This is a genomic window from Pseudoalteromonas ulvae UL12, assembly GCF_014925405.1.
Lineage (GTDB): Bacteria > Pseudomonadota > Gammaproteobacteria > Enterobacterales > Alteromonadaceae > Pseudoalteromonas > Pseudoalteromonas ulvae.
Map to the genome: position 1 here is coordinate 99,004 of NZ_AQHJ01000028.1, position 19,263 is coordinate 118,266.

Here is a 19,263-nt window from a genome sequence, read left to right on the forward strand (position 1 = left end):
ATATTTGCAATAATGCCTCAGTATTTATTTAGTCAAAAACACAGAGGATATCTATTCCATGGCGGAAATTGAAAATCGCCCAAGCAACTTTATTCGTACTATTATTGATAAAGATCTTGCTTCAGGAAAACACACTAGTACTCATACTCGTTTTCCACCTGAACCAAATGGCTATTTGCATATTGGTCACGCTAAATCTATCTGTTTAAATTTTGGTATTGCACAAGATTACCAAGGTCAATGTAACTTACGTTTTGATGACACAAACCCAGAAAAAGAAGACATCGATTTCGTTAACTCAATTCAAGAAGATGTCAAATGGTTAGGTTTTAAGTGGGATGGCGAGATTCAATATTCTTCTAATTATTTTGATCAGCTCTATGGATATGCCGTCGAATTAATTGAAAAAGGCTTAGCCTATGTGTGCTTTTTATCACCAGACCAAGCACGTGAATACCGTGGTACTTTGACTGAAGCAGGAAAAAATAGCCCATATCGTGATACATCTGTAGAAGAAAACCTCGCTCTTTTTGAAAAAATGAAAGACGGCGGTTTTAAAGAAGGAGAGTGTGTATTACGCGCCAAAATTGATATGGCGAGCTCGTTTATGGTGCTTCGCGATCCAATTATTTATCGTATCCGATTTGCTCATCACCATCAGACAGCTGATAAGTGGTGTATCTACCCAATGTACGATTTTACACACTGTATTTCTGATGCCCTTGAAGGGATCACTCATTCATTGTGTACGCTGGAATTCCAAGATAACCGTCGACTGTACGACTGGGTACTCGATAATATTTCCATTGAATGTCATCCACAACAAATTGAGTTTTCACGTTTAAACCTTGAATATACTTTAATGTCTAAACGAAAACTTCAATCGCTTGTCGAAGATAAACATGTCGATGGCTGGGATGATCCTCGAATGCCAACGATTGCAGGACTTCGTCGTCGTGGTTATCCGGCTTCTTCTTTACGTGAATTTAGTAAACGTATCGGTGTCACTAAGCAAGAAAACATGGTCGAGATGGGCATGTTAGAAGCGTGTGTCAGAGAAGATTTGAACGAATCCGCAGGTCGAGCGATGGCCGTACTTAACCCAGTTAAAGTCGTGATTGAAAACTACCCAAGTGATCAAGTTGAGTTGTTATCTGCACCGTGTCATCCAAATAAAGAAGAGATGGGTACTCGTGAATTGCCTTTTTCACGCACTCTGTTAATTGAAGCTGAAGATTTTAAAGTCGAAGCGAATAAACATTTTAAACGCTTAGTGTTAGGTAAAGAAGTACGCTTACGTAACGCATATGTGATTAAAGCTGAGCGTGTAGAAGAAGATGACAATGGTCAGATCACTACTATTTATTGTACGTACGATCCACAAACCCTTGGCAAAAACCCAGCTGATGGTCGTAAAGTTAAAGGTGTGATCCATTGGGTCAGTGCAGAGCATGCTGTAAAAGCACAGGTTCGTTTATACGATCGCTTATTTAATGTGCCAAACCCAGCAGCAGCTGATGACTATGCGACAGTAATAAATCCAGAATCACTGGTGCTTGTTCAAGAGGCTGCATTGGAGCCTTCACTGGCCACTGCGCAAAAAGAACAGTCGTTCCAATTTGAACGAACTGGCTATTTTTGTCGTGATAACAAATCAGATTCGTTGATATTTAATCAGACTGTTGGACTACGTGATACGTGGGAAAATAAATAAGATAACCAAAAAAAAGCGCCTAACGGCGCTTTTTTTAATTGTTGTTTTCTGAAAACTCTTTGCAGGCTTGGGCGTCTTCACATTCACCATATAGATATAGCGAGTGATTAGTCAGTTTTATACCGTTAGTAGACGCGATTTCAACTTGACGAGTTTCAATCAGTTCATCTTCAAATTCAACGACTTTGCCACATTTTAAACAAACCAAATGGTCGTGATGAGTGATGCCGGATAATTCAAAAACAGATTTACCACCTTCGAAGTGATGGCGAGAAACGATACCTGCGTCGTCAAATTGATTGAGTACACGGTAAACGGTCGCCAGGCCAATCTCTTCACCTTTGTCTAACAAAATTTTATAGACATCTTCAGCACTGATGTGTTGGTTATCAGGAGACTGTAAAATTTCTAAAATTTTGATACGCGGTAGGGTGACCTTTAGACCGGCTTTTTTTAACTCTAAGTTATGATCTGTCATTAATTCCGTTCTCGATTCTTTGTTAAATCAATTTAATCAGATATCTAAAAGTTTAGCACGACTGTCAGATAATCCTATTGATTATTGTGGAAGCTCATAAAATTGAAGCCGATAATATCGACTTCAATTTACTGTTAATCTGCTAGCTCTGCAAGGCACATTTCATCAAATATTTGTGCGCACCATGCTTTGATACGTTGTTCAGTGAGTTCTGGCTGACGATCTTCATCAATGCCTAAGCCAACAAAATGTGTATCGTTTATCAATGCTTTTGAGGCTTCAAATTGGTAGCCTTCAGTTGGCCAGTGACCAACAACAACAGCGCCACGAGGCTCAACGATGTCGTTAACCATCCCCATGGCATCTAAGAAGTACTCAGCGTAATCTTCTTGGTCACCACAGCCAAAAATAGCGACTAATTTGCCTTCGAAATCGATTTCTTCAAGCTCAGGGAAAAAATCATCCCAATCACATTGCGCTTCGCCATAATACCAAGTTGGTATGCCGAATAAAATTAAATCAAAGTCAGCAATTTCTTCTTTGCTACTTTTAGCAATATCTTTTACATCGACTAATTTTTTGCCCAATTCTTTTTGGATCAGTTTAGCAACGTGTTCAGTGTTACCAGTATCACTTCCAAAAAATATGCCTACAGATGCCATATTTAATAACCTTTTATCTATCTAAAGCTAATTTTTCTTGCAAAATTGTTTCAATCAAAGCACTACGGCTCATATTCTGAGCTTCAGCCATATCGTTTAAGGCTTGATAAAGTTCGGATGAGATTTTAAATTCCACCCGTTTTAATCCTCGTGCTTTGTCGCGTTTTAGTTGATTGCGTTTATTTACCTTCAGCTGTAATTCACGAGGCAGGGGATTAGTTTTTGGTCGCCCTGGTCGCTTATCATCTTCAAATAAATCAATCGTAATTCTATCTGTTTCAGACTTGGCCATTGTTAACCAACTCCAGCGCCTTGCCAAAATACTTGGATTAACCCTTTGGCTATAAAGCCTGAGCACCCTAAAAATAAAACTAACCACACGATATATCGGCCAAACTTTGGCACATCGCCTTTTTTTAGTACATCTTGGATAGCCATTCCGATAAAAAAGAAAATTCCAGCCAATCCAAAGTATAACCCTAAGGTTTCAAATTCATTGATGAGTGTACTGAGCACAATATTCGACCTATCAAATAAACGGCGGGCACTATAGCATAATAATTATGATTTATTTAGTGCACTAACTTAATAAAAAGCCAGTAATTGCAATATTCACTGCACTGGGTTTTTCTGCATGTAGCCAATGGCCAGCACCTTGAATCACTTTCGCTTGGCAATTAGGAAAAAGCGCCAAAAAAGCAGGACGTTGGCTTGAGTCAATGTAAGGTGAAAGACTTCCTTTTAAGACTAAAGTAGGGCCAGAGTATGGCGCCCCTGTTGGTGCAGCAAGTATATTAGCATATTCTTGTTGTAAAACAGTATGATTAAACTTCCATTGCATACCTAGTTCGTCTTTTTTCAGACTCTTTAGTAAAAACTGCCTGACACCTGGTTCGTCAATATAGTCAGCTAATAATAAGTCAGCTTGTTTCCTATCATTAATGACTTGCTGAGCTGAGGCATCAAGAGCTGTAAATATATTGTCATGACGACGTTCTTGATAAGTGACAGGTGCAATATCGAGAATTACCAATTTAGTCACACGCTCAGCGAAGTTTAATGCGCAGTGCATGGCTACTTTTCCACCCATCGAATGACCAATAAAATGAGCGTGTTCGATTCCCAGTTCGTCCATCAAGTTAATGATGTCTTGAGCCATTAACGAGTAACTCATTTGTGAAGAATGCTCAGAGAGACCATGATTACGAAGATCGACAGATGTAACGGTGTAATCAGAACTTAAATGTTTACTAATAACATTTAAATTTTCAAGTGACCCGAATAGACCATGGATGACGATAACGTCAGGGCCTTGACCGATTTGTTGGTAATGTAATTTCATCAATATTATCAGTAGCAGAAAAAAACGACCTCATTCTGCCGATCCAAAATAGAAAATGCAAACCATAGAGTAATAATTAAAATCAGGATATAATCGCGGACGATTGAGCTAATTGAAATAGCATCTCAAATAGGAAAAACATGAAAAAAATAGAAATAGATGACGAGCTATATCAGTACATTGCAAGCAACACTCAAAGTATTGGTGAAAGCGCTTCGCAAATTTTGCGTCGTTTATTAAATTTATCTCACTCTCAGGTTTCAGCGACTGCGACTCAGTCTGAATCACCAGTAGTTAACTCACTGCCGAATGAAGATGCACAGCAACAGATTGATACAGCACCTAAACCAGCGGCTTCGCCAGTTCCATATAAAGGGAATGTGTTTAACATTCTCAATAAAGAAGAGCTCGCTATGCAAAAAGGAGCCGTTGGCCGATTTTTGTTCCTTCTAGCTGCTTTTCATCGCACACACAAAGCTGATTTTAACGCTGTTCTAGACATTAAAGGTCGAGACAGAATCTACTTCGCGACAACGAAAGAAGAGTTGTTGGAAGGGGGAAACAGCATGAATCCCAAAAAAATCCCAGACAGTCCATTTTGGGTAATGACAAATTCAAATACGACCCGTAAAAAAATGATGTTACACGAAGTTGCAATATCATTGGGGTACAGTAATGAACAAGCTGAAAAAATCCGCGATTATTTATAAGGAAAGAAAATGGCAATTCACCCACGAGCAGGACAACGAGCGCAACAAGACGATTTAGTTAATATTCCTAAGCTGATTTCTGCTTATTATCTAAATGAACCCGATGTCGAAGAGTTTCCAGACCATAAAGTTGCTTTCGGTACATCTGGCCATCGTGGATGTTCCTTTAATACTCAGTTTAATGAATCGCATATTTTAGCGATTACTCAAGCGATTTGTGACTACCGTCGACAAAATGGCATTTTTGGTCCTTTGTATTTAGGTAAAGATACCCACGCATTATCAGAAGCGGCATTTAATTCAGCGATTGAAGTCTTGGTTGCTAACGAAGTGCAAGTTATTGTCCAAGAAAATGATGACTACACGCCGACTCCGGTGATCAGCCACGCCGTTGTTTGTCACAATAAAACGCATCCAAATGAATTAGCCGATGGTATTGTGGTGACACCCTCACACAATCCACCTCAAGATGGCGGGTTTAAATATAATCCACCCAATGGTGGTCCAGCCGATACGACTATAACCAAGTGGGTCGAAGATCGCGCCAATCAACTGTTACTCGAAGATTTAGTCGAAGTTGAATTATTTCCGTTTGTTAAAGCAGCACGTTCGGGATTTGTCCGTTACGAAGATTTAATTACACCTTATGTGAATGACTTATCAAACGTTATTGATTTAGAGGCCATTTCAAAGGCTGGGATCACTATCGGTGTTGATCCGTTAGGTGGCTCTGGTATCAATTTTTGGCCTGTGATTGCCAAGCAATACAATCTTAATCTAACTGTGGTAAATGAAATCGTTGATCCCGCTTTTGGATTTATGACATTAGATAAAGATGGCAAAATCCGTATGGATTGTTCGTCGCCGTATGCGATGACCAGCTTAATTGCCATTAAAGATGATTTTGATATTGGTATTGGAAATGACCCTGATTATGACCGCCATGGCATTGTCACTCAAGACGGTTTAATGAATCCAAACCACTTTTTAGCGGTTGCAATTGATTACTTAATTAAGCACCGTCCTCAATGGCCTACTGGTGCAAAAGTGGGTAAAACGCTTGTCTCTAGTGCGATGATAGACAAAGTCGTGCTGCGCAATGATCGTCAAGTACAAGAAGTCCCAGTTGGTTTCAAATGGTTTGTTGATGGCCTAAACCAAGCAGACTTGTTGTTTGGAGGCGAAGAAAGTGCGGGTGCGTCGTTCTTACGAATGGATGGAACCGTCTGGAATACAGATAAAGATGGCTTTATTATGGGCTTACTTGCAGCGGAAATTTTAGCTGTAACGGGCAAAACACCAAGCCAATTATATAAAGAGCTTGAGAGCGAGTTTGGTGCGCCTATTTATCGTCGCTTAGATGCTCCTGCGAATCGCTCACAAAAAGAGAAATTATCTAAATTACAGGCGAGTGATCTTAAGGCAACTACTTTAGCGGGTGATGAAATTATAGCTAAGTTAACACACGCGCCAGGTAATAATGCCGCGATTGGTGGTCTTAAGGTTGTCACTGAAAATGGTTGGTTTGCAGCACGTCCTTCAGGCACCGAAGACATCTATAAAATTTACCTTGAGTCATTCAAAGGTGAAGCACATTTAGCTTTATTAGAAGAAGAAGCCAAAGCACTTGTTGATTCAGTGATCAGTTAAGTAGGGCTTTAAGTCAACAAGGCGGTCTAGGCCGCCTTTTTGTTATCTAAAATTCGTTCAAAAGGTATATTATGTATTTAACACAGTTAAAAAACAGCGGTGATTTTTTATCAATCAGCCGTGAAAATGAATGGCACTTAGATCCAGTTGCGTTTCAATTAAAAAATGGCACCGCTGTAAAGGTTATCGATACCGGTGTGATTTCTTTTGAGCCGCTAAACTCAGGTCAAAAAGACATCGTATTATCCAGTGCTATTCATGGTAACGAAACAGCGCCGATTGAAATTTGCGATGAACTGATCCAAAAAATCATCAAAGAAGAATTAACTCTTACACAACGAGTATTGTTTATTTATGGCAACCCGGCTTCAATTAATATCGAAAAACGCTTTGTTGAAGAAAACCTAAATCGATTATTCAGTGGTGCTCATAGTGGTGCACCGGCGAACAATGAACGGATCCGTGCGGCTAAATTAGAACAATATGTCAGTGATTTCTTTAATGGCGTGACAGGTGAGCGAACGCGTGCTCATTATGATTTACACACAGCAATAAGAGGCTCTAAAAACGAGAAGTTTGCCGTTTATCCTTTTATTGGTGACGCTCCTTGGAAAAAAGAGCAGCTCAGTTTTCTGTTAGCTTGTGGTGTGAATACAGTATTGATGATGAAAACTGCAGCGACTACTTTTAGCTATTTTTCATCGAATCAATTTGGGGCAGATGCCTTTACGATTGAATTAGGCCAAGTTAAACCTTTTGGTCACAATGACATGACTCGATTTGCCAAAACGAAAGAAACACTAATTAACCTCATCACCGAAACCGAGGTTTCTTATCCTGAGTTTGAGCTTAACGACTTTGAACTGTTTGAAGTAAATCGTGCAATCAATCGGACAAATGAAGATTTTAGCTTCAGTTTTGGCGATGATGTCGAGAATTTCACCGGTTTTACTAAAGGTGCTTTATTGGCCAAAGATGGGCCAATTGAATATTTTGCCGAAACAGAAGGGGAAGCCGTTATTTTCCCTAATGCCGATGTTGCTCTTGGCCAACGTGCTGTCTTGACAGTTATCCCATTAAAAGACACCCATCACCTCGTATAAAAATCTTTCCACAGTCTGCGGATGTTCATCTAAAATTAGTTGAATATCCGTTTACGTTAACGTAAAGTCACTGCAGCCTTAAATTAACTTCAGCACGCTAATTAACAGAATAAAAACTTTATAAACTTATAATTAACTAAATTAATCATGCTCACTTACTTTGATGAGTAAATAATTCAGTCATGATAAGGGTATAAAAGTAACAACAAATTAGTAATAGCCAGACAACAAGGGTAGGAAAGTTATGACGAACCCCAATAACGTGTCCTTGAACATTCATCATGAATTGTCGTTTATCGATGGTCATGCGTTGAATATTCCAACACTTAAAATCTTAAGTGAAACAGGTGACGTTTATCCTGGTGCGACCGTACCAAACATCTCACAAGATACCGCTTTACGCTTATACCGCACAATGCGTTTTATTCGCATGTTAGATGAGCGTATGCAAGCTGCTCAGCGCCAAGGCCGCATTAGTTTTTATATGCAATGCTTAGGTGAAGAAGCGGCTGTGACGGCCAGTGCCGCCGCCCTTGATGATGACGATATGATTATGGCGCAATATCGCGAACAAGCGGCGTTACATTATCGTGGATTTCGCTTAGATCAGTTCATGAATCAAATGTTTTCTAATGAGCTAGATTTAGGCAAAGGTCGTCAAATGCCTATCCACTATGGTTCAAATGAATTGAACTATATGACTATTTCGTCACCTCTTGGCACTCAAATTCCTCAAGCCAGTGGTCATGCGTATGGTCAAAAGTTGAAGCATATTGATGAAAAAACTGGTGAATTAGCTTCCGAAATTGATAATGTTACCATCTGTTATTTTGGTGAAGGTGCTGCGTCTGAAGGTGATTTCCATGCAGGTTTGAATATGGCCGCGGTGTTAAAAGCGCCGGTTATCTTCTTTGCCCGTAATAATGGTTATGCCATTTCAACACCTGCAGATGAACAATTTGCTGGTGACGGAATTGCAAGCCGAGGGGTGGGTTATGGCATCAAAACAATTCGTGTGGATGGGGCTGATGCACTTGCGGTCTTTGCTGCGACTCAAGCTGCACGCGATATATGTGTTAAAACCGGCGAGCCAGTATTAATTGAATCGATTGCGTATCGTTTAGGGGCACATTCTACCTCAGATGATCCTTCTGGCTATCGTTCAAAAGAAGAAGAAGCGGATCATCAACTTAATTGTCCTATTGCGCGTTTCAAAAAATGGCTTGTAGCGCAAAATTGGCTTGATGAAGCACAAGATGACGCTGAAAAAGAAACCATCAGAGAACAAATTTTAGAAGCGGTAAAAGTAGCCGAAAAAGTCGAAAAACCTGCCTTAGAGTCTCTTATTTCGGATGTTTATGATACACCTATTCCTGAATTATCAGAGCAGTACGAACACTTAAAAGCACATATTTTAGCCCATCCAGATGCTTATCCAACCACTGCAGGGAGAATCAAATAATGGCACAGATGAATATGCTACAAGCGATTAATTCTGCATTAGACATTTCTATGTCCGAGCATCCCAATGCCTGTATTTTTGGTGAAGATGTGGGTCATTTTGGAGGGGTATTTCGCGCGACCTCTGGCCTGCAAGAGCGTTATGGCAGGCACCGAGTTTTTAATACGCCTTTAACAGAACAAGGTATTTTAGGTTTTGCTAACGGCTTAGCTGCATTTGGGGCTCCAACGATTGCTGAAATTCAGTTTGCAGATTACATTTTCCCTGCTTTTGACCAAATCGTGAATGAAACAGCAAAATTCCGTTATCGCAGTGGTAACGAGTTTAATGTGGGTAAACTGACAATTCGTACCCCTTATGGCGGCGGGATTGCAGGCGGTTTATACCATTCTCAATCTCCAGAAGCATATTTTGCTCATACACCCGGGATTAAAATTGTTGTACCACGCAATCCGCATCAAGCAAAAGGTTTGTTACGTGCGTGTATTGAAGACGATAATCCAGTGTTATTCTTTGAACCAAAACGCTTGTATCGTGCCTCTATCGGTGAGGTGCCAGAGGGTGATTACCGCATAGAAATCGGCACTGCAGAGATAGTCAAAGAAGGTAAAGATGTCACTCTGTTAGCGTGGGGTGCACAAATGGAAATTATCGAACAAGCGGCAGGGCTTGCCGAAAAAGAAGGGATCAGCTGTGAAATCATTGATTTGCGCAGTATTTTACCTTGGGATCGAGATACATTAGTCAGCTCTGTTAATAAAACGGGTCGTTTAGTGATTAGCCATGAAGCTCCAATCACCAATGGTTTTGGCGCTGAAATAGCCGCAACTATTCAGCAGCACTGCTTTTTGCATTTAGAATCACCTATTTTAAGAGTCTGTGGCATGGATACTCCGTATCCTCTGGCGTTAGAGAAAGAATATGTACCTGATGCACTCAAAGTGTTTGCTGCTATTAAGCAATCTGTCACGTTTTAAGGATTTATCATGACTCAAGATTTTATTTTACCAGACATTGGTGAAGGCATTGTTGAATGTGAAGTCGTCGAATGGCTAGTAGCAGAAGGTGATGCAGTTAAAGAAGATCAACCCATTTGTGACGTGATGACTGATAAAGCGTTAGTGCAAATACCAGCTGTACATACGGGTGTGATTTCTAAGTTGTATTATCAAAAGGGTGATATCGCAAAAGTGCATGCTCCGCTCTTTGCTATGACGATAGAAGGTGTTACGGCTTCACAGCCGACAGAGCAAGTAGGCCAACAAGATGAAACAAACTCAACAGAGACTCAATTAGAAGATTTTATTTTGCCAGATATTGGTGAAGGGATTGTTGAATGTGAAATCGTAGAGTGGTTAGTTGAAGAAGGGCAAACCATCGCAGAAGATCAAGCCGTATGTGATGTAATGACAGACAAAGCCTTAGTGCAGATCCCTGCTAAACATCATGGTATTGTCGAGCGCCTTTATTATCAAAAAGGGGATATTGCAAAAGTCCATAGCCCACTGTTTCAAATGCGCATTGCAGGCAATGGGCCGGTTACTGAGTTAAAAGTCGATATCACACCTGTGGTTGTTGCAGGAAACCCGAGTACGATGGCAAGCTCAGCTGTTAAAGCGCCCGTAGCTTCAGGTAAAGCGGTTGCTTCACCTGCCGTGCGAAGACGTGCACGAGAATTGGATGTGAATCTCAGTGAAGTGCCAGGTACTGGTAAAAACGGGCGGATTTATAAAGAAGATGTCGAGCGTTACTTGCAAGGGGCTCACTCAAGTGGTGATGTGACGACGACTTCGGTTGCGCAAGTACAAAACACTGCGACTGTAACTACTGCTCATACTCGCGTAGAGCCTATTCGTGGTATTAAAGCTGCGATGGCGAAACAGATGGTCGCATCTGTGTCGACCATCCCTCATTTTACCTTTAGTGATGAAATAGATTTAACTGACATCATTGCTTTACGTCAGAGTTTGAAAGTTGAATATCAAGCCCAAGACATAAAATTGACTATGATGCCATTTTTTGTCAAAGCGCTGTCATTAGCCATTACGGAATTTCCGGTCCTCAATAGTCAGGTCAATGATGAGTGCACTGAGCTTACTTATTTTAGCGATCACAATATTGGGATGGCGGTCGATTCTAAAATTGGTCTATTAGTTCCTAATATTAAGCAATGCCAAACGAAAAGCATTGTCGATGTTGCAAAAGAAATCACACGTTTAACCAATGCAGCCAGAGAAGGGCGCGTTGCACCCGATGATTTAAAAGGCGGCACTATCTCGATTTCGAACATTGGTGCGATTGGCGGCACAACTGCAACACCAATTATCAACAAACCAGAAGTTGCGATTGTGGCGTTGGGTAAAGTGCAGCATTTACCGCGTTTTGATGCGCAAGGGAATGTTGTATCGCGTGCGATTATGCAAGTGAGTTGGTCAGGAGATCATCGTGTTATTGATGGCGGCACTATTGCACGCTTTAATAACCTCTGGAAAGCCTATTTAGAACAGCCTTCTAAAATGCTCATGGCGATGTCATAAACGGTAAAAGTCGTTTAACTTATCTCACATAAAATAAATGGCGCATCATTGCGCCATTGTTTTTTTACTCTCTTAGAATTCGTTATCAAGATGCGTTAACCGTGTTTTGTTCCATCTTGAAATGCTTTCTACAGCGTTATCAGTTTCAAGCCGAGCATGCTGAAGCATGTTTTTACACATGTTGTAGTATTCATCCAGCTGATCAGATGATGCCTCCTGATTAAGCAGTTTTAGCGTAATGTCATTGATACTACTAAATTCTAAGTTTTCCATGTTTACTTCCTTTTAATGGTTTATTGACGTATTGCTCCAAAACGGCGGCAATACCGATAACAACTATGGCGCAGACTGTTATTATTGCCAGCACAACACTGAATTTTGGTAATGAAACTCTGAGACATTCTACTTAAGGAGCTGTTGATCTTTCGCCATTGTTTTACAGCGGATCCCCTAGAAGTATTTTAGCCAGCACGTTTATCGCCGAGCTGGCACGATAAAAGTACAACACGTCCTAATAGCATTAAAACAGTAAAAAGACAGAATAACCCACGAGTAACGCAGGTAATGCTGAGTAAACAGTTGCAATCAAAGCTGCTTTTGGTGCTAAGGCTATGGCAGGAAATAGCGCGTCACCATCGTTTGCTACAGCATTGGCAACCAGTGCACCGAGGGGCAAGGCTCCTTGTAAATATAAACTAGTGACTAAAATTTGTGGCCCGCAGCCGGGAAGCAAGCCTATGGCCATTGCCATTAATGGTGCAAGGGCAACATATCCACCTAATAAACTCTGAAAATCAAGATCGAAAATAGAGACCGATAATTCATAACTGACAAATGCGACCACCACCCAAGCAGTGACAAAATGAGTATCATTAATTATTTTGTGCCAGACATTAAATGGAGTTTCTGGTTTAGGCTCGGCCGCAACGTCTTGATAGGAATTTCCTTGTTGTGATAATGCCCAGCTGAATAAAATCATCAAAATAGCAACCACAGATAACCCTTGCAGCCATTGTGTGGCATGAACAGAGATTAATGAAAAATCAAATTGAAACGCGATTAATAGTGCAATACACACACCAGGAGCGAGTGTCCACTGCCAAAATAATCGCGATCCTTTAGAGAGCACAGTGTCATTTTTTGGCTGAGTGTCTTGTTCCTGACAAGGCTGTTGAGGTGCTAAATAATGATAGTCATGAAATGTATTGACCACAAAACCAGCGATAATCCCTGAAAATCCGCATAAACTAATCACGAGTAAAGCCGTCAATGGCTCGGTGGCCATCAACAAAAATGCGGCATCACCCATAGTTGCAGTTAAAACAGCAACAACAGCACCAAAGCTCGCTTGGCGCTTGGTATATTGTGTGACCACTAAAATAGCACCGCCACAGCCAGGTAAAGCGCCCATTAATGTGGCCAATGGCACTTCTAAGTGAGGGTGTTTACTGCGGACAAAATTAAAATCTAAAAAAGAGTAACGCTCAGACAAAAAATAATAAAGGTAGAGAGTTGCAGCGACAAACAATGTGACTTGTAAATACGCATCAGTGATCGCCAACAAGGTGGTCTGAGCGGTAGCCGGATGAAGCAAGCAAACAAGAATAAAAAATGGTAGGAGTAACCGTTTTTGCTTAAACGCAAATTGTTTAAAAAAAACGCGTTGCTGTGCGAAAAGTAAATTCATAAATGTGCACCTATGTATCAATAGGTACACATTAGCTTTATATTAAATGATAATCAATCTCATTATCGTTTATTTTCGTTGAAACTCAGAATTATCGTACCATTTTGGCCAGTTTTCTTGTTCTGTAATAGTTAAGCCGACTTTGTAAAATAACTGCAAGTCTTGAACTGCTCCGCTTAAATCCCATTCATCGCGATAACGATCGCAAGGTTGGTGATAACAGCCACGCACAACTAAACTCATTTTTTTACGATAAGACTCCGTTTGCTCATCAAAGGCGATGGTACCACCACCAGCATACATAGCTGGCACACCCATATTTGCAAACGCAAAGTGATCAGAGCGGTAATACCCACCAGACGATGGTTTAGGATCGCCCGATACCGTTCTATTTTGCTCTTTAGCTGCTTGAGTGAGTAAATCATCTAATTCTGATTTGCCAATACCGACAACACTGATATCTTTGACTTTACCTAATATATTTAAGCTATCCATATTGATGTTGGCGACAGTTTTGTCGGCAGCAATAACAGGATCTGCCGCATAAAATTTAGAGCCAAGCAACCCTTGTTCTTCAGCTGTGACAGCTAAAAAGGTAACTGAACGTTTAGGGGCTGTAGGTAACAGTGCAAAAGCTTCGGCCACTTCAATCATTCCACCTGTGCCAGTGGCATTATCATGTGCGCCGTTATAAATTTGGTCACCAGTACGATTTTTATCTGTGCCTAAATGATCCCAATGTGCAGAATAAATAACATGTTCATCAGGCTTTTCGCTGCCGGGTAGTGTGGCAATGAAGTTGTATGAAATTGATTTTTTGATGGTGTTTTTGACACTGACAGACGCGGTTAAATCGCCCATGTCAACATGATAGGCACCTTTGGCTGCTTGTGCTTTAGCCGTTTCAAAGTCTAAACCAGCGCGTTGAAAAAGCTCACTTGCTACATCAGTGGTGACCCAGCCTTCCACAGTGACACGATCCATATTATTGTTTTCTTTTTGAAAACCGAACTGCTCTCCACTCCAAGAGTTTTCAACGACAGACCAAGGGTAAGAAGCTGGGGCTGTCTCATGGATAATGATTGCGCCAGCCGCGCCTTGGCGGCTCGCTTCTTCAAATTTATAAGTCCAGCGGCCGTAATACGTCATTGCATCACCTGTAAACAGCGCAGGATCTTTGGTTGCAAACCCAGGATCATTGACCAGCATAACCACTGTTTTACCCGTTACATCAATGCCTTCATAATCATTCCAATTATATTCAGGTGCATTTACACCATAACCAACAAACACAAGTTCAGAATTGGCAATACTTTGCTGCTCACTGATACGGCTTGAGCCCATGACCATGTCTTTTTTATATTGGTAATCTTTGCCACCAATAGAAAGCACCATATTGGGATCGGCTTCAAGTGACACCAATGGCACTTCTTGCAAAAAGCTATCGCCATTCCCTGGTTGGTAACCCAGAGCTTGAAACTGCTTGGAGAGATACTCTAGGGTGAGTTTTTCACCTTCGCTCGACGGTGCGCGTCCACCAAACTCATCAGAGGCCAATACTTTGATATGTGATGCAAGTTGCTCTGCATTGATACTGTTATAGGCGATTTGTTGTTGCTCAGGCGTATTGTGAGTGGTCATACAACCCACTAAGACAGCAGCACTGAGTAATGAGAGGGTAAATTTGGTTTTCATTGTTATCTCTTTGCTCATTAATTTGCGCTTAGTATATGAAGTTCACTTAAAACACTCCAGTATTTGCGGTAAAGTAGCGTCGTTTACGGTTTAACAACACTTACTTATAGCTTAGGTTTTATTCATGACCCAACGACATCACACTGATGGCAGTACGAAACGATTTGTAGCAGACAACCATTGGCATCATGATTTTTTGCACCATCCGTTATTCAATGACCTTGAAACAATGTTTCATCTTTCCAACCACACAGCTTGGCCCTCAATAGAGTGGTTAAATTCTCAATTATCTACTCAGCATGTCGTTGAAGGGATCCCCATCCGATTTGTGGCTGATCCAGAACTGGCAGATGATAAACGCTACTATGAGCAAATTATTTTTGAAACCGGCCAAATACCGACTCGTCTTGAAAATTGGCATGATTTATTTGGGGCGTTTATCTGGTTGTTGTTCCCAAAGACAAAACGTTTGCTCAACCAATTACACATTCACGAAATATCTGAACATGGGTTAACAAAACGCTCTAAAGCTCGTAATGCCATCACTTTATTTGATGAGTGTGGGATAGTAGTGACCTACGATAGCGCCGATGTTGCTGCATCAAGTATTAAAGAGACGCTACGAAATCATTTATGGCAGCAGGCGTTTGTTGAGCAGCGCTCTTTATGGCAGCACAGCGTACATAGTTTTATGTTTGGCCATGCAAATTACGAAATGGCCACAAAACCTTATTTAGGCTTAACTGGCAAAGTACTGTTTATACCGCTTAACAGTGAATTTAACCGTTTATCACTTAAAAACCGCTATCAGCAATTAGATGATGCGCTTTGTAACCAAATCCGAGATAATCAACTACTTAAGAATAACGAGAAATTATCACCAATGCCTTTTTTGGGGATCCCTAATTGGTATGATGATAACAACGATCCGCAATTTTACGAAAATATTCAGTATTTTCGTCCAAAACGAAGGAAAGCCGAATGATAGAAGTGCTCGAGCTTAAAAAGAAATTCAAGCTCACCAAAGATCATAAAATCAATAAGCAAGAATTTAAAGACCCTCGCGAAGATGATCAATATTTTCACTCTGTACGAGATGTCAGTTTTACCTGTGGTGCAGGGGAAGTACTGGGGTTACTTGGGCCTAATGGTGCAGGTAAAACCACTACGCTGCGTATGCTCTCAACTGCATTACAACCTGATGCGGGCTCTATCATGATTAATGGGGTTGATGTCATTAAAAACCCATTACAAGCTCGTAAAAAAATTGGCTTTTTATCGGGTTCAACCGGTTTATATGGTCGGTTAACGGCCAAAGAAAACATCGAGTACTTTGCGCGACTGCATGGCATGAGTAAAAAAGATGTCAAAGCACGCTGTGCTGATTTGTTCGATATGCTGGATATGCACAGCTTCATTGATAAACGCGCAGAACATTTATCAACAGGCATGAAACAAAAAACCAATATTGCCCGCGCCGTGGTGCACTTTCCAGAAGTGGTTGTGTTAGATGAGCCAACAACAGGCCTTGATATTATGACTACACAAACGGTGATTAAATTTATTCAAGGGCTTAAAGAGCAGGGCACCCCGGTTATTTTCTCTACTCATCATTTAGATGAAGTTGCGCTGTTATGTGAACGAGTGACTGTGATTAATCAAGGCGAAAGTTGCTTCAGTGGTTCACTCGCTGAATTTAAACAACAAGGGCAAAGTGACACTTTGAACCAAGCGTTTTTAAATATTTTGCAGGAGCCAAGTCATGTTTGAAGTCTTTCTGAAGGAACTGCGCGAACTACTTCGTGATAAAAAAACCTTACTGTTTGTTGTGGCGCTGCCAGTCCTCGTTTTTCCAATAATATTTGGTTTAATGGGCTTTTTAATGAGTCAAGCGACCTTAGAAGCCGAACAAAAAGTCCATACCTATGCCATTGCTAATGAAGCGTATGCACCTGAATTTGCAAAAGAGCTGTTTTATCACAAGAGCTTTGAACAAAGTAAAGAACAATTCGAAACCATCGAGCAAATGAAACAGGCTGTGCGCGATGGAAAAATTGATGTGGGTATCATGATCCCCATCGAACCACGTGAAAAGCTTGCAAGTGGCGAACAAAGCACTTGGCAGGTTATTTACAATGATGCCTCTTCGATCAATTTTATTTTTTCAAGGATAAAAGAAGCTATTGAGAATTTTTCTGGCACATTACAGGCCGAACAGTTTTCGTTGCTTGGTGTGCAAGAGCAGGCTCAAGTTGCGCTACTTAAACCGATTGAAATAGAAAAAGTCGATACCGCCAATAAACGAGAGAATTTAGGTGAAAAACTGGGGGCGTTAATCCCATATCTACTGATCCCCTTGGTGCTTGCCGGTGCAAGCTATCCTGCCATTGATTTGGGCGCGGGTGAAAAAGAGCGCGGTACACTCGAAACGCTCTTACTGACACCTGTCACTCGTACCGAATTAGTACTTGGTAAATTTCTCACCGTATTGACTAGCTCTTTAGCAACGGCGTCCATTACTGTGATCAGTATGGGAGTTTGGATGAGTGTGATCAGCCATTTTGTTGAGCTCAAAGCCCTTAAAGAAGCGGTGGGTAATATCGGTGTGGTTGATTTAAGTTTAATTTTACTGTTACTCATTCCATTGGCGGCGGTGTTTTCATCTATTGTGTTGGCTATTTCTATTTATGCGCGTACCTTTAAAGAAGCCCAAAATTACATGGGACCTCTATCGATGTTAGCCTTTATGCCACTGATTGTTGCCATGATGCCTAATATGGAATTAACGTTTAAAACCGCGATGATCCCAGTAACCAACGTGGCTTTGGCAATTAAAGAGCTGCTTAAAGGAACGGTAGATTACTCATTAGTTGGAATGATTTTCTTAGCAACACTGGTGTTAGCAGGCGCATTAATGGCGTTTTGTGTGCATTGGTTTAAGAAAGAGTCAGTGCTGTTTAGATAAGCTTATTCGGTTATGAATATTAAGGGCAATAATTGTATTGCCCTTTTTTGTACCCATAATTTACAAAGTGATAGTAACTTGTTATGTTGTTGTTCCCAATAAGTGTTCAATATACGAAAGGATACACATGAAATTATCACTCATTGCAGCTGTTGCATTGACTTTACTTGGTTCTACACACGTAACGGCGGAGCAAATCACACCATCATTTAATAATTTGACCTATCAAGTTCATTGCTTTAATGCTCAAGGTGCTCTCTGGACGAGCGTTGCTTATAGTGAAAGAGCTAAAAGCAGATTGGTGAGCAGATGTACTCGTAGTGGTGCCTGGTATATCGTTACTGTCGACGGTGCGATTATTCCAGACTAGGATCAGTTCGCACAGTAAAAACCAGTTCATTTTTGAGCTGGTTTTTTTGTGTCTAAATTTTATTAAGGCGTAATAAATGATAAGCTAACTGCTATGTATATAAGGCCTTGAATCATGACTAAAACCGATAAAAAACGTGACACTCAAATAATAAAACAACTTAAATCAGTCTGTAATGAATTTAAACATTCAATCAATGAATTTGAATATATCAGTCATGAGGTAAATTTTAAGCAGCTTAATCAATCACTGAATATCAGTATTTATTTAAGCAACGATTCGGCAATTTCAGCACTTAATTTATCGGAGCAGAAACACGCTGTTTCTATGGTTGTCTCATCACTTAAAGAAATTGCAATTACATTAACAGATCCTGCCAAACAAATTCATTGGCGGGTTAAATCGGAGCGATGATGAAACAATTTTTATCTCAACCTTGGGCGGGTTGTTTCAGCTTAATGCTACTAGTTACTGCTTCTGGTTGCAAAACCTTGCTGCCTTCACAGGTTACGCCTATTTATGTTGCTGGCCTAACCTTTCAAAATGTCGCCAATAGCGATGCACTGAACGTAAAACTCCGTGTTTTAACAACAAATGGCCAAGTAGCTTGCAATAAAATTGAAGTGAACTCAACTTGTGGGACTGGTTTTCCTGCCAAATATTATCAAGCAGGCGAACTAGAGTTAAGCTGGCAAATGGCAGGGCGCAGTTACGCCGAACACTTTGTGATCCCAATCCCAACTGATGCAGAGAAAAACCAACGATATACTGCTGTGGTGCTATTCACCAATAATGGTCAATATGATGTACGTTTGACAAAAAACAACATTCTTTAACCGTTTAACCACAATAAATCGAGTGAAAAACATGCAGTGACTCCTAATAGTT

At 40.7% G+C, this 19,263-nt stretch carries 21 protein-coding genes; 13 read left to right on the plus strand and 8 right to left on the minus strand.

What is annotated here, in order from left to right; genetic code table 11:
• The first annotated feature begins 58 nt into the window (after window positions 1-58).
• The gene (gene glnS, locus PULV_RS10745; RefSeq protein ID WP_086744971.1) at window positions 59-1,714 is read left to right on the plus strand and encodes a glutamine--tRNA ligase; all 1,656 of its coding nucleotides are present in this window, start codon (window positions 59-61) and stop codon (window positions 1,712-1,714) included.
• Window positions 1,715-1,748: 34 nt separating this feature from the next.
• On the opposite strand, the gene fur is transcribed toward glnS, so the two are convergent.
• From fur to PULV_RS10770, 5 genes are all read right to left on the minus strand, one after another.
• On the minus strand, window positions 1,749-2,192 hold the full coding sequence (gene fur / locus PULV_RS10750) for a ferric iron uptake transcriptional regulator (RefSeq protein ID WP_086744972.1): 444 nt from the start codon (window positions 2,190-2,192) through the stop codon (window positions 1,749-1,751).
• Window positions 2,193-2,326: 134 nt separating this feature from the next.
• Window positions 2,327-2,854 carry a flavodoxin FldA gene (gene fldA / locus PULV_RS10755; RefSeq protein ID WP_086744973.1) on the minus strand — a complete coding sequence of 176 codons (528 nt, stop codon included), beginning with the start codon at window positions 2,852-2,854 and terminating at the stop codon, window positions 2,327-2,329.
• 13 nt (window positions 2,855-2,867) lie between these two features.
• Window positions 2,868-3,146 carry a LexA regulated protein gene (ybfE, locus tag PULV_RS10760; RefSeq protein ID WP_086744974.1) on the minus strand — a complete coding sequence of 93 codons (279 nt, stop codon included), beginning with the start codon at window positions 3,144-3,146 and terminating at the stop codon, window positions 2,868-2,870.
• 2 nt (window positions 3,147-3,148) lie between these two features.
• Window positions 3,149-3,370, minus strand: coding sequence for a DUF2788 domain-containing protein (locus tag PULV_RS10765; RefSeq protein WP_086744975.1), 222 nt, complete (start codon window positions 3,368-3,370; stop codon window positions 3,149-3,151).
• 64 nt (window positions 3,371-3,434) lie between these two features.
• Window positions 3,435-4,196, minus strand: coding sequence for an alpha/beta fold hydrolase (locus tag PULV_RS10770; protein WP_193331695.1), 762 nt, complete (start codon window positions 4,194-4,196; stop codon window positions 3,435-3,437).
• A gap of 140 nt (window positions 4,197-4,336) precedes the next feature.
• Here PULV_RS10770 and seqA point away from each other — a divergent pair, with 140 nt between their 5' ends.
• The 6 genes from seqA to PULV_RS10800 all read left to right on the plus strand — a co-directional run bounded on the left by seqA (window position 4,337) and on the right by PULV_RS10800 (window position 11,658).
• A complete protein-coding gene (gene seqA / locus PULV_RS10775; RefSeq protein WP_086744977.1) occupies window positions 4,337-4,906 on the plus strand; it encodes a replication initiation negative regulator SeqA in 570 nt (189 codons plus the stop codon).
• A 9-nt stretch (window positions 4,907-4,915) separates the two neighbouring features.
• Complete coding sequence (pgm, locus tag PULV_RS10780) at window positions 4,916-6,556, plus strand: phosphoglucomutase (alpha-D-glucose-1,6-bisphosphate-dependent) (protein WP_193331696.1); 1,641 nt, start codon at window positions 4,916-4,918, stop codon at window positions 6,554-6,556.
• A gap of 71 nt (window positions 6,557-6,627) precedes the next feature.
• Complete coding sequence (gene astE, locus PULV_RS10785) at window positions 6,628-7,659, plus strand: succinylglutamate desuccinylase (protein ID WP_193331697.1); 1,032 nt, start codon at window positions 6,628-6,630, stop codon at window positions 7,657-7,659.
• A 244-nt stretch (window positions 7,660-7,903) separates the two neighbouring features.
• Window positions 7,904-9,121, plus strand: coding sequence for a thiamine pyrophosphate-dependent dehydrogenase E1 component subunit alpha (locus PULV_RS10790; protein WP_086744980.1), 1,218 nt, complete (start codon window positions 7,904-7,906; stop codon window positions 9,119-9,121).
• Window positions 9,121-10,098, plus strand: coding sequence for an alpha-ketoacid dehydrogenase subunit beta (locus PULV_RS10795; RefSeq protein WP_193331698.1), 978 nt, complete (start codon window positions 9,121-9,123; stop codon window positions 10,096-10,098). The genes PULV_RS10790 and PULV_RS10795 overlap by 1 nt, the downstream gene beginning before the upstream one ends.
• A gap of 9 nt (window positions 10,099-10,107) precedes the next feature.
• Window positions 10,108-11,658, plus strand: coding sequence for a dihydrolipoyllysine-residue acetyltransferase (locus PULV_RS10800; protein ID WP_193331699.1), 1,551 nt, complete (start codon window positions 10,108-10,110; stop codon window positions 11,656-11,658).
• A 72-nt stretch (window positions 11,659-11,730) separates the two neighbouring features.
• On the opposite strand, the gene PULV_RS10805 is transcribed toward PULV_RS10800, so the two are convergent.
• The 3 genes from PULV_RS10805 to PULV_RS10815 form a co-directional block, all read right to left on the minus strand.
• Entirely contained in the window at window positions 11,731-11,931 is a 201-nt protein-coding gene (locus PULV_RS10805) for a hypothetical protein (RefSeq protein WP_086744983.1), read from the minus strand.
• A gap of 247 nt (window positions 11,932-12,178) precedes the next feature.
• The gene (locus PULV_RS10810; RefSeq protein ID WP_086744984.1) at window positions 12,179-13,345 is read right to left on the minus strand and encodes a putative manganese transporter; all 1,167 of its coding nucleotides are present in this window, start codon (window positions 13,343-13,345) and stop codon (window positions 12,179-12,181) included.
• A gap of 69 nt (window positions 13,346-13,414) precedes the next feature.
• Window positions 13,415-15,040: a M28 family metallopeptidase gene (locus PULV_RS10815; protein WP_193331700.1), complete on the minus strand. Its 1,626-nt coding sequence runs from the start codon at window positions 15,038-15,040 to the stop codon at window positions 13,415-13,417.
• A 124-nt stretch (window positions 15,041-15,164) separates the two neighbouring features.
• Between PULV_RS10815 and PULV_RS10820 the strand changes: the two genes are divergently transcribed.
• The 6 genes from PULV_RS10820 (at window position 15,165) to PULV_RS10845 (ending at window position 19,211) form a co-directional block, all read left to right on the plus strand.
• Complete coding sequence (locus PULV_RS10820) at window positions 15,165-16,025, plus strand: DUF3025 domain-containing protein (RefSeq protein ID WP_193331701.1); 861 nt, start codon at window positions 15,165-15,167, stop codon at window positions 16,023-16,025.
• Entirely contained in the window at window positions 16,022-16,810 is a 789-nt protein-coding gene (locus PULV_RS10825; protein WP_086744987.1) for an ABC transporter ATP-binding protein, read from the plus strand. Before PULV_RS10820 ends, PULV_RS10825 begins: the two co-directional genes overlap by 4 nt.
• Window positions 16,803-18,005: an ABC transporter permease gene (locus PULV_RS10830; RefSeq protein WP_193331702.1), complete on the plus strand. Its 1,203-nt coding sequence runs from the start codon at window positions 16,803-16,805 to the stop codon at window positions 18,003-18,005. The genes PULV_RS10825 and PULV_RS10830 overlap by 8 nt, the downstream gene beginning before the upstream one ends.
• 127 nt (window positions 18,006-18,132) lie before the next feature.
• The gene (locus tag PULV_RS10835; protein WP_193331703.1) at window positions 18,133-18,375 is read left to right on the plus strand and encodes a hypothetical protein; all 243 of its coding nucleotides are present in this window, start codon (window positions 18,133-18,135) and stop codon (window positions 18,373-18,375) included.
• Window positions 18,376-18,489: 114 nt separating this feature from the next.
• Window positions 18,490-18,789 (plus strand): hypothetical protein, encoded by a 300-nt coding sequence (locus tag PULV_RS10840; RefSeq protein ID WP_193331704.1) that lies wholly within the window; start codon window positions 18,490-18,492, stop codon window positions 18,787-18,789.
• A complete protein-coding gene (locus tag PULV_RS10845; protein WP_193331705.1) occupies window positions 18,789-19,211 on the plus strand; it encodes a hypothetical protein in 423 nt (140 codons plus the stop codon). The genes PULV_RS10840 and PULV_RS10845 overlap by 1 nt, the downstream gene beginning before the upstream one ends.
• Window positions 19,212-19,263: the final 52 nt, after the last annotated feature.

Coding starts and splice junctions, on each gene's coding strand:
- fur (WP_086744972.1), bottom strand. CDS start 2,192: ATGACAGATCATAACTTAGAGTTAAAAAAAGCCGGTCTAAAGGTCACC.
- PULV_RS10825 (WP_086744987.1), top strand. CDS start 16,022: ATGATAGAAGTGCTCGAGCTTAAAAAGAAATTCAAGCTCACCAAAGAT.
- PULV_RS10795 (WP_193331698.1), top strand. CDS start 9,121: ATGGCACAGATGAATATGCTACAAGCGATTAATTCTGCATTAGACATT.
- PULV_RS10805 (WP_086744983.1), bottom strand. CDS start 11,931: ATGGAAAACTTAGAATTTAGTAGTATCAATGACATTACGCTAAAACTG.
- PULV_RS10790 (WP_086744980.1), top strand. CDS start 7,904: ATGACGAACCCCAATAACGTGTCCTTGAACATTCATCATGAATTGTCG.
- PULV_RS10810 (WP_086744984.1), bottom strand. CDS start 13,345: ATGAATTTACTTTTCGCACAGCAACGCGTTTTTTTTAAACAATTTGCG.
- fldA (WP_086744973.1), bottom strand. CDS start 2,854: ATGGCATCTGTAGGCATATTTTTTGGAAGTGATACTGGTAACACTGAA.
- pgm (WP_193331696.1), top strand. CDS start 4,916: ATGGCAATTCACCCACGAGCAGGACAACGAGCGCAACAAGACGATTTA.
- astE (WP_193331697.1), top strand. CDS start 6,628: ATGTATTTAACACAGTTAAAAAACAGCGGTGATTTTTTATCAATCAGC.
- seqA (WP_086744977.1), top strand. CDS start 4,337: ATGAAAAAAATAGAAATAGATGACGAGCTATATCAGTACATTGCAAGC.
- PULV_RS10800 (WP_193331699.1), top strand. CDS start 10,108: ATGACTCAAGATTTTATTTTACCAGACATTGGTGAAGGCATTGTTGAA.
- ybfE (WP_086744974.1), bottom strand. CDS start 3,146: ATGGCCAAGTCTGAAACAGATAGAATTACGATTGATTTATTTGAAGAT.
- glnS (WP_086744971.1), top strand. CDS start 59: ATGGCGGAAATTGAAAATCGCCCAAGCAACTTTATTCGTACTATTATT.
- PULV_RS10815 (WP_193331700.1), bottom strand. CDS start 15,040: ATGAAAACCAAATTTACCCTCTCATTACTCAGTGCTGCTGTCTTAGTG.
- PULV_RS10845 (WP_193331705.1), top strand. CDS start 18,789: ATGAAACAATTTTTATCTCAACCTTGGGCGGGTTGTTTCAGCTTAATG.
- PULV_RS10830 (WP_193331702.1), top strand. CDS start 16,803: ATGTTTGAAGTCTTTCTGAAGGAACTGCGCGAACTACTTCGTGATAAA.
- PULV_RS10770 (WP_193331695.1), bottom strand. CDS start 4,196: ATGAAATTACATTACCAACAAATCGGTCAAGGCCCTGACGTTATCGTC.
- PULV_RS10840 (WP_193331704.1), top strand. CDS start 18,490: ATGACTAAAACCGATAAAAAACGTGACACTCAAATAATAAAACAACTT.
- PULV_RS10820 (WP_193331701.1), top strand. CDS start 15,165: ATGACCCAACGACATCACACTGATGGCAGTACGAAACGATTTGTAGCA.
- PULV_RS10835 (WP_193331703.1), top strand. CDS start 18,133: ATGAAATTATCACTCATTGCAGCTGTTGCATTGACTTTACTTGGTTCT.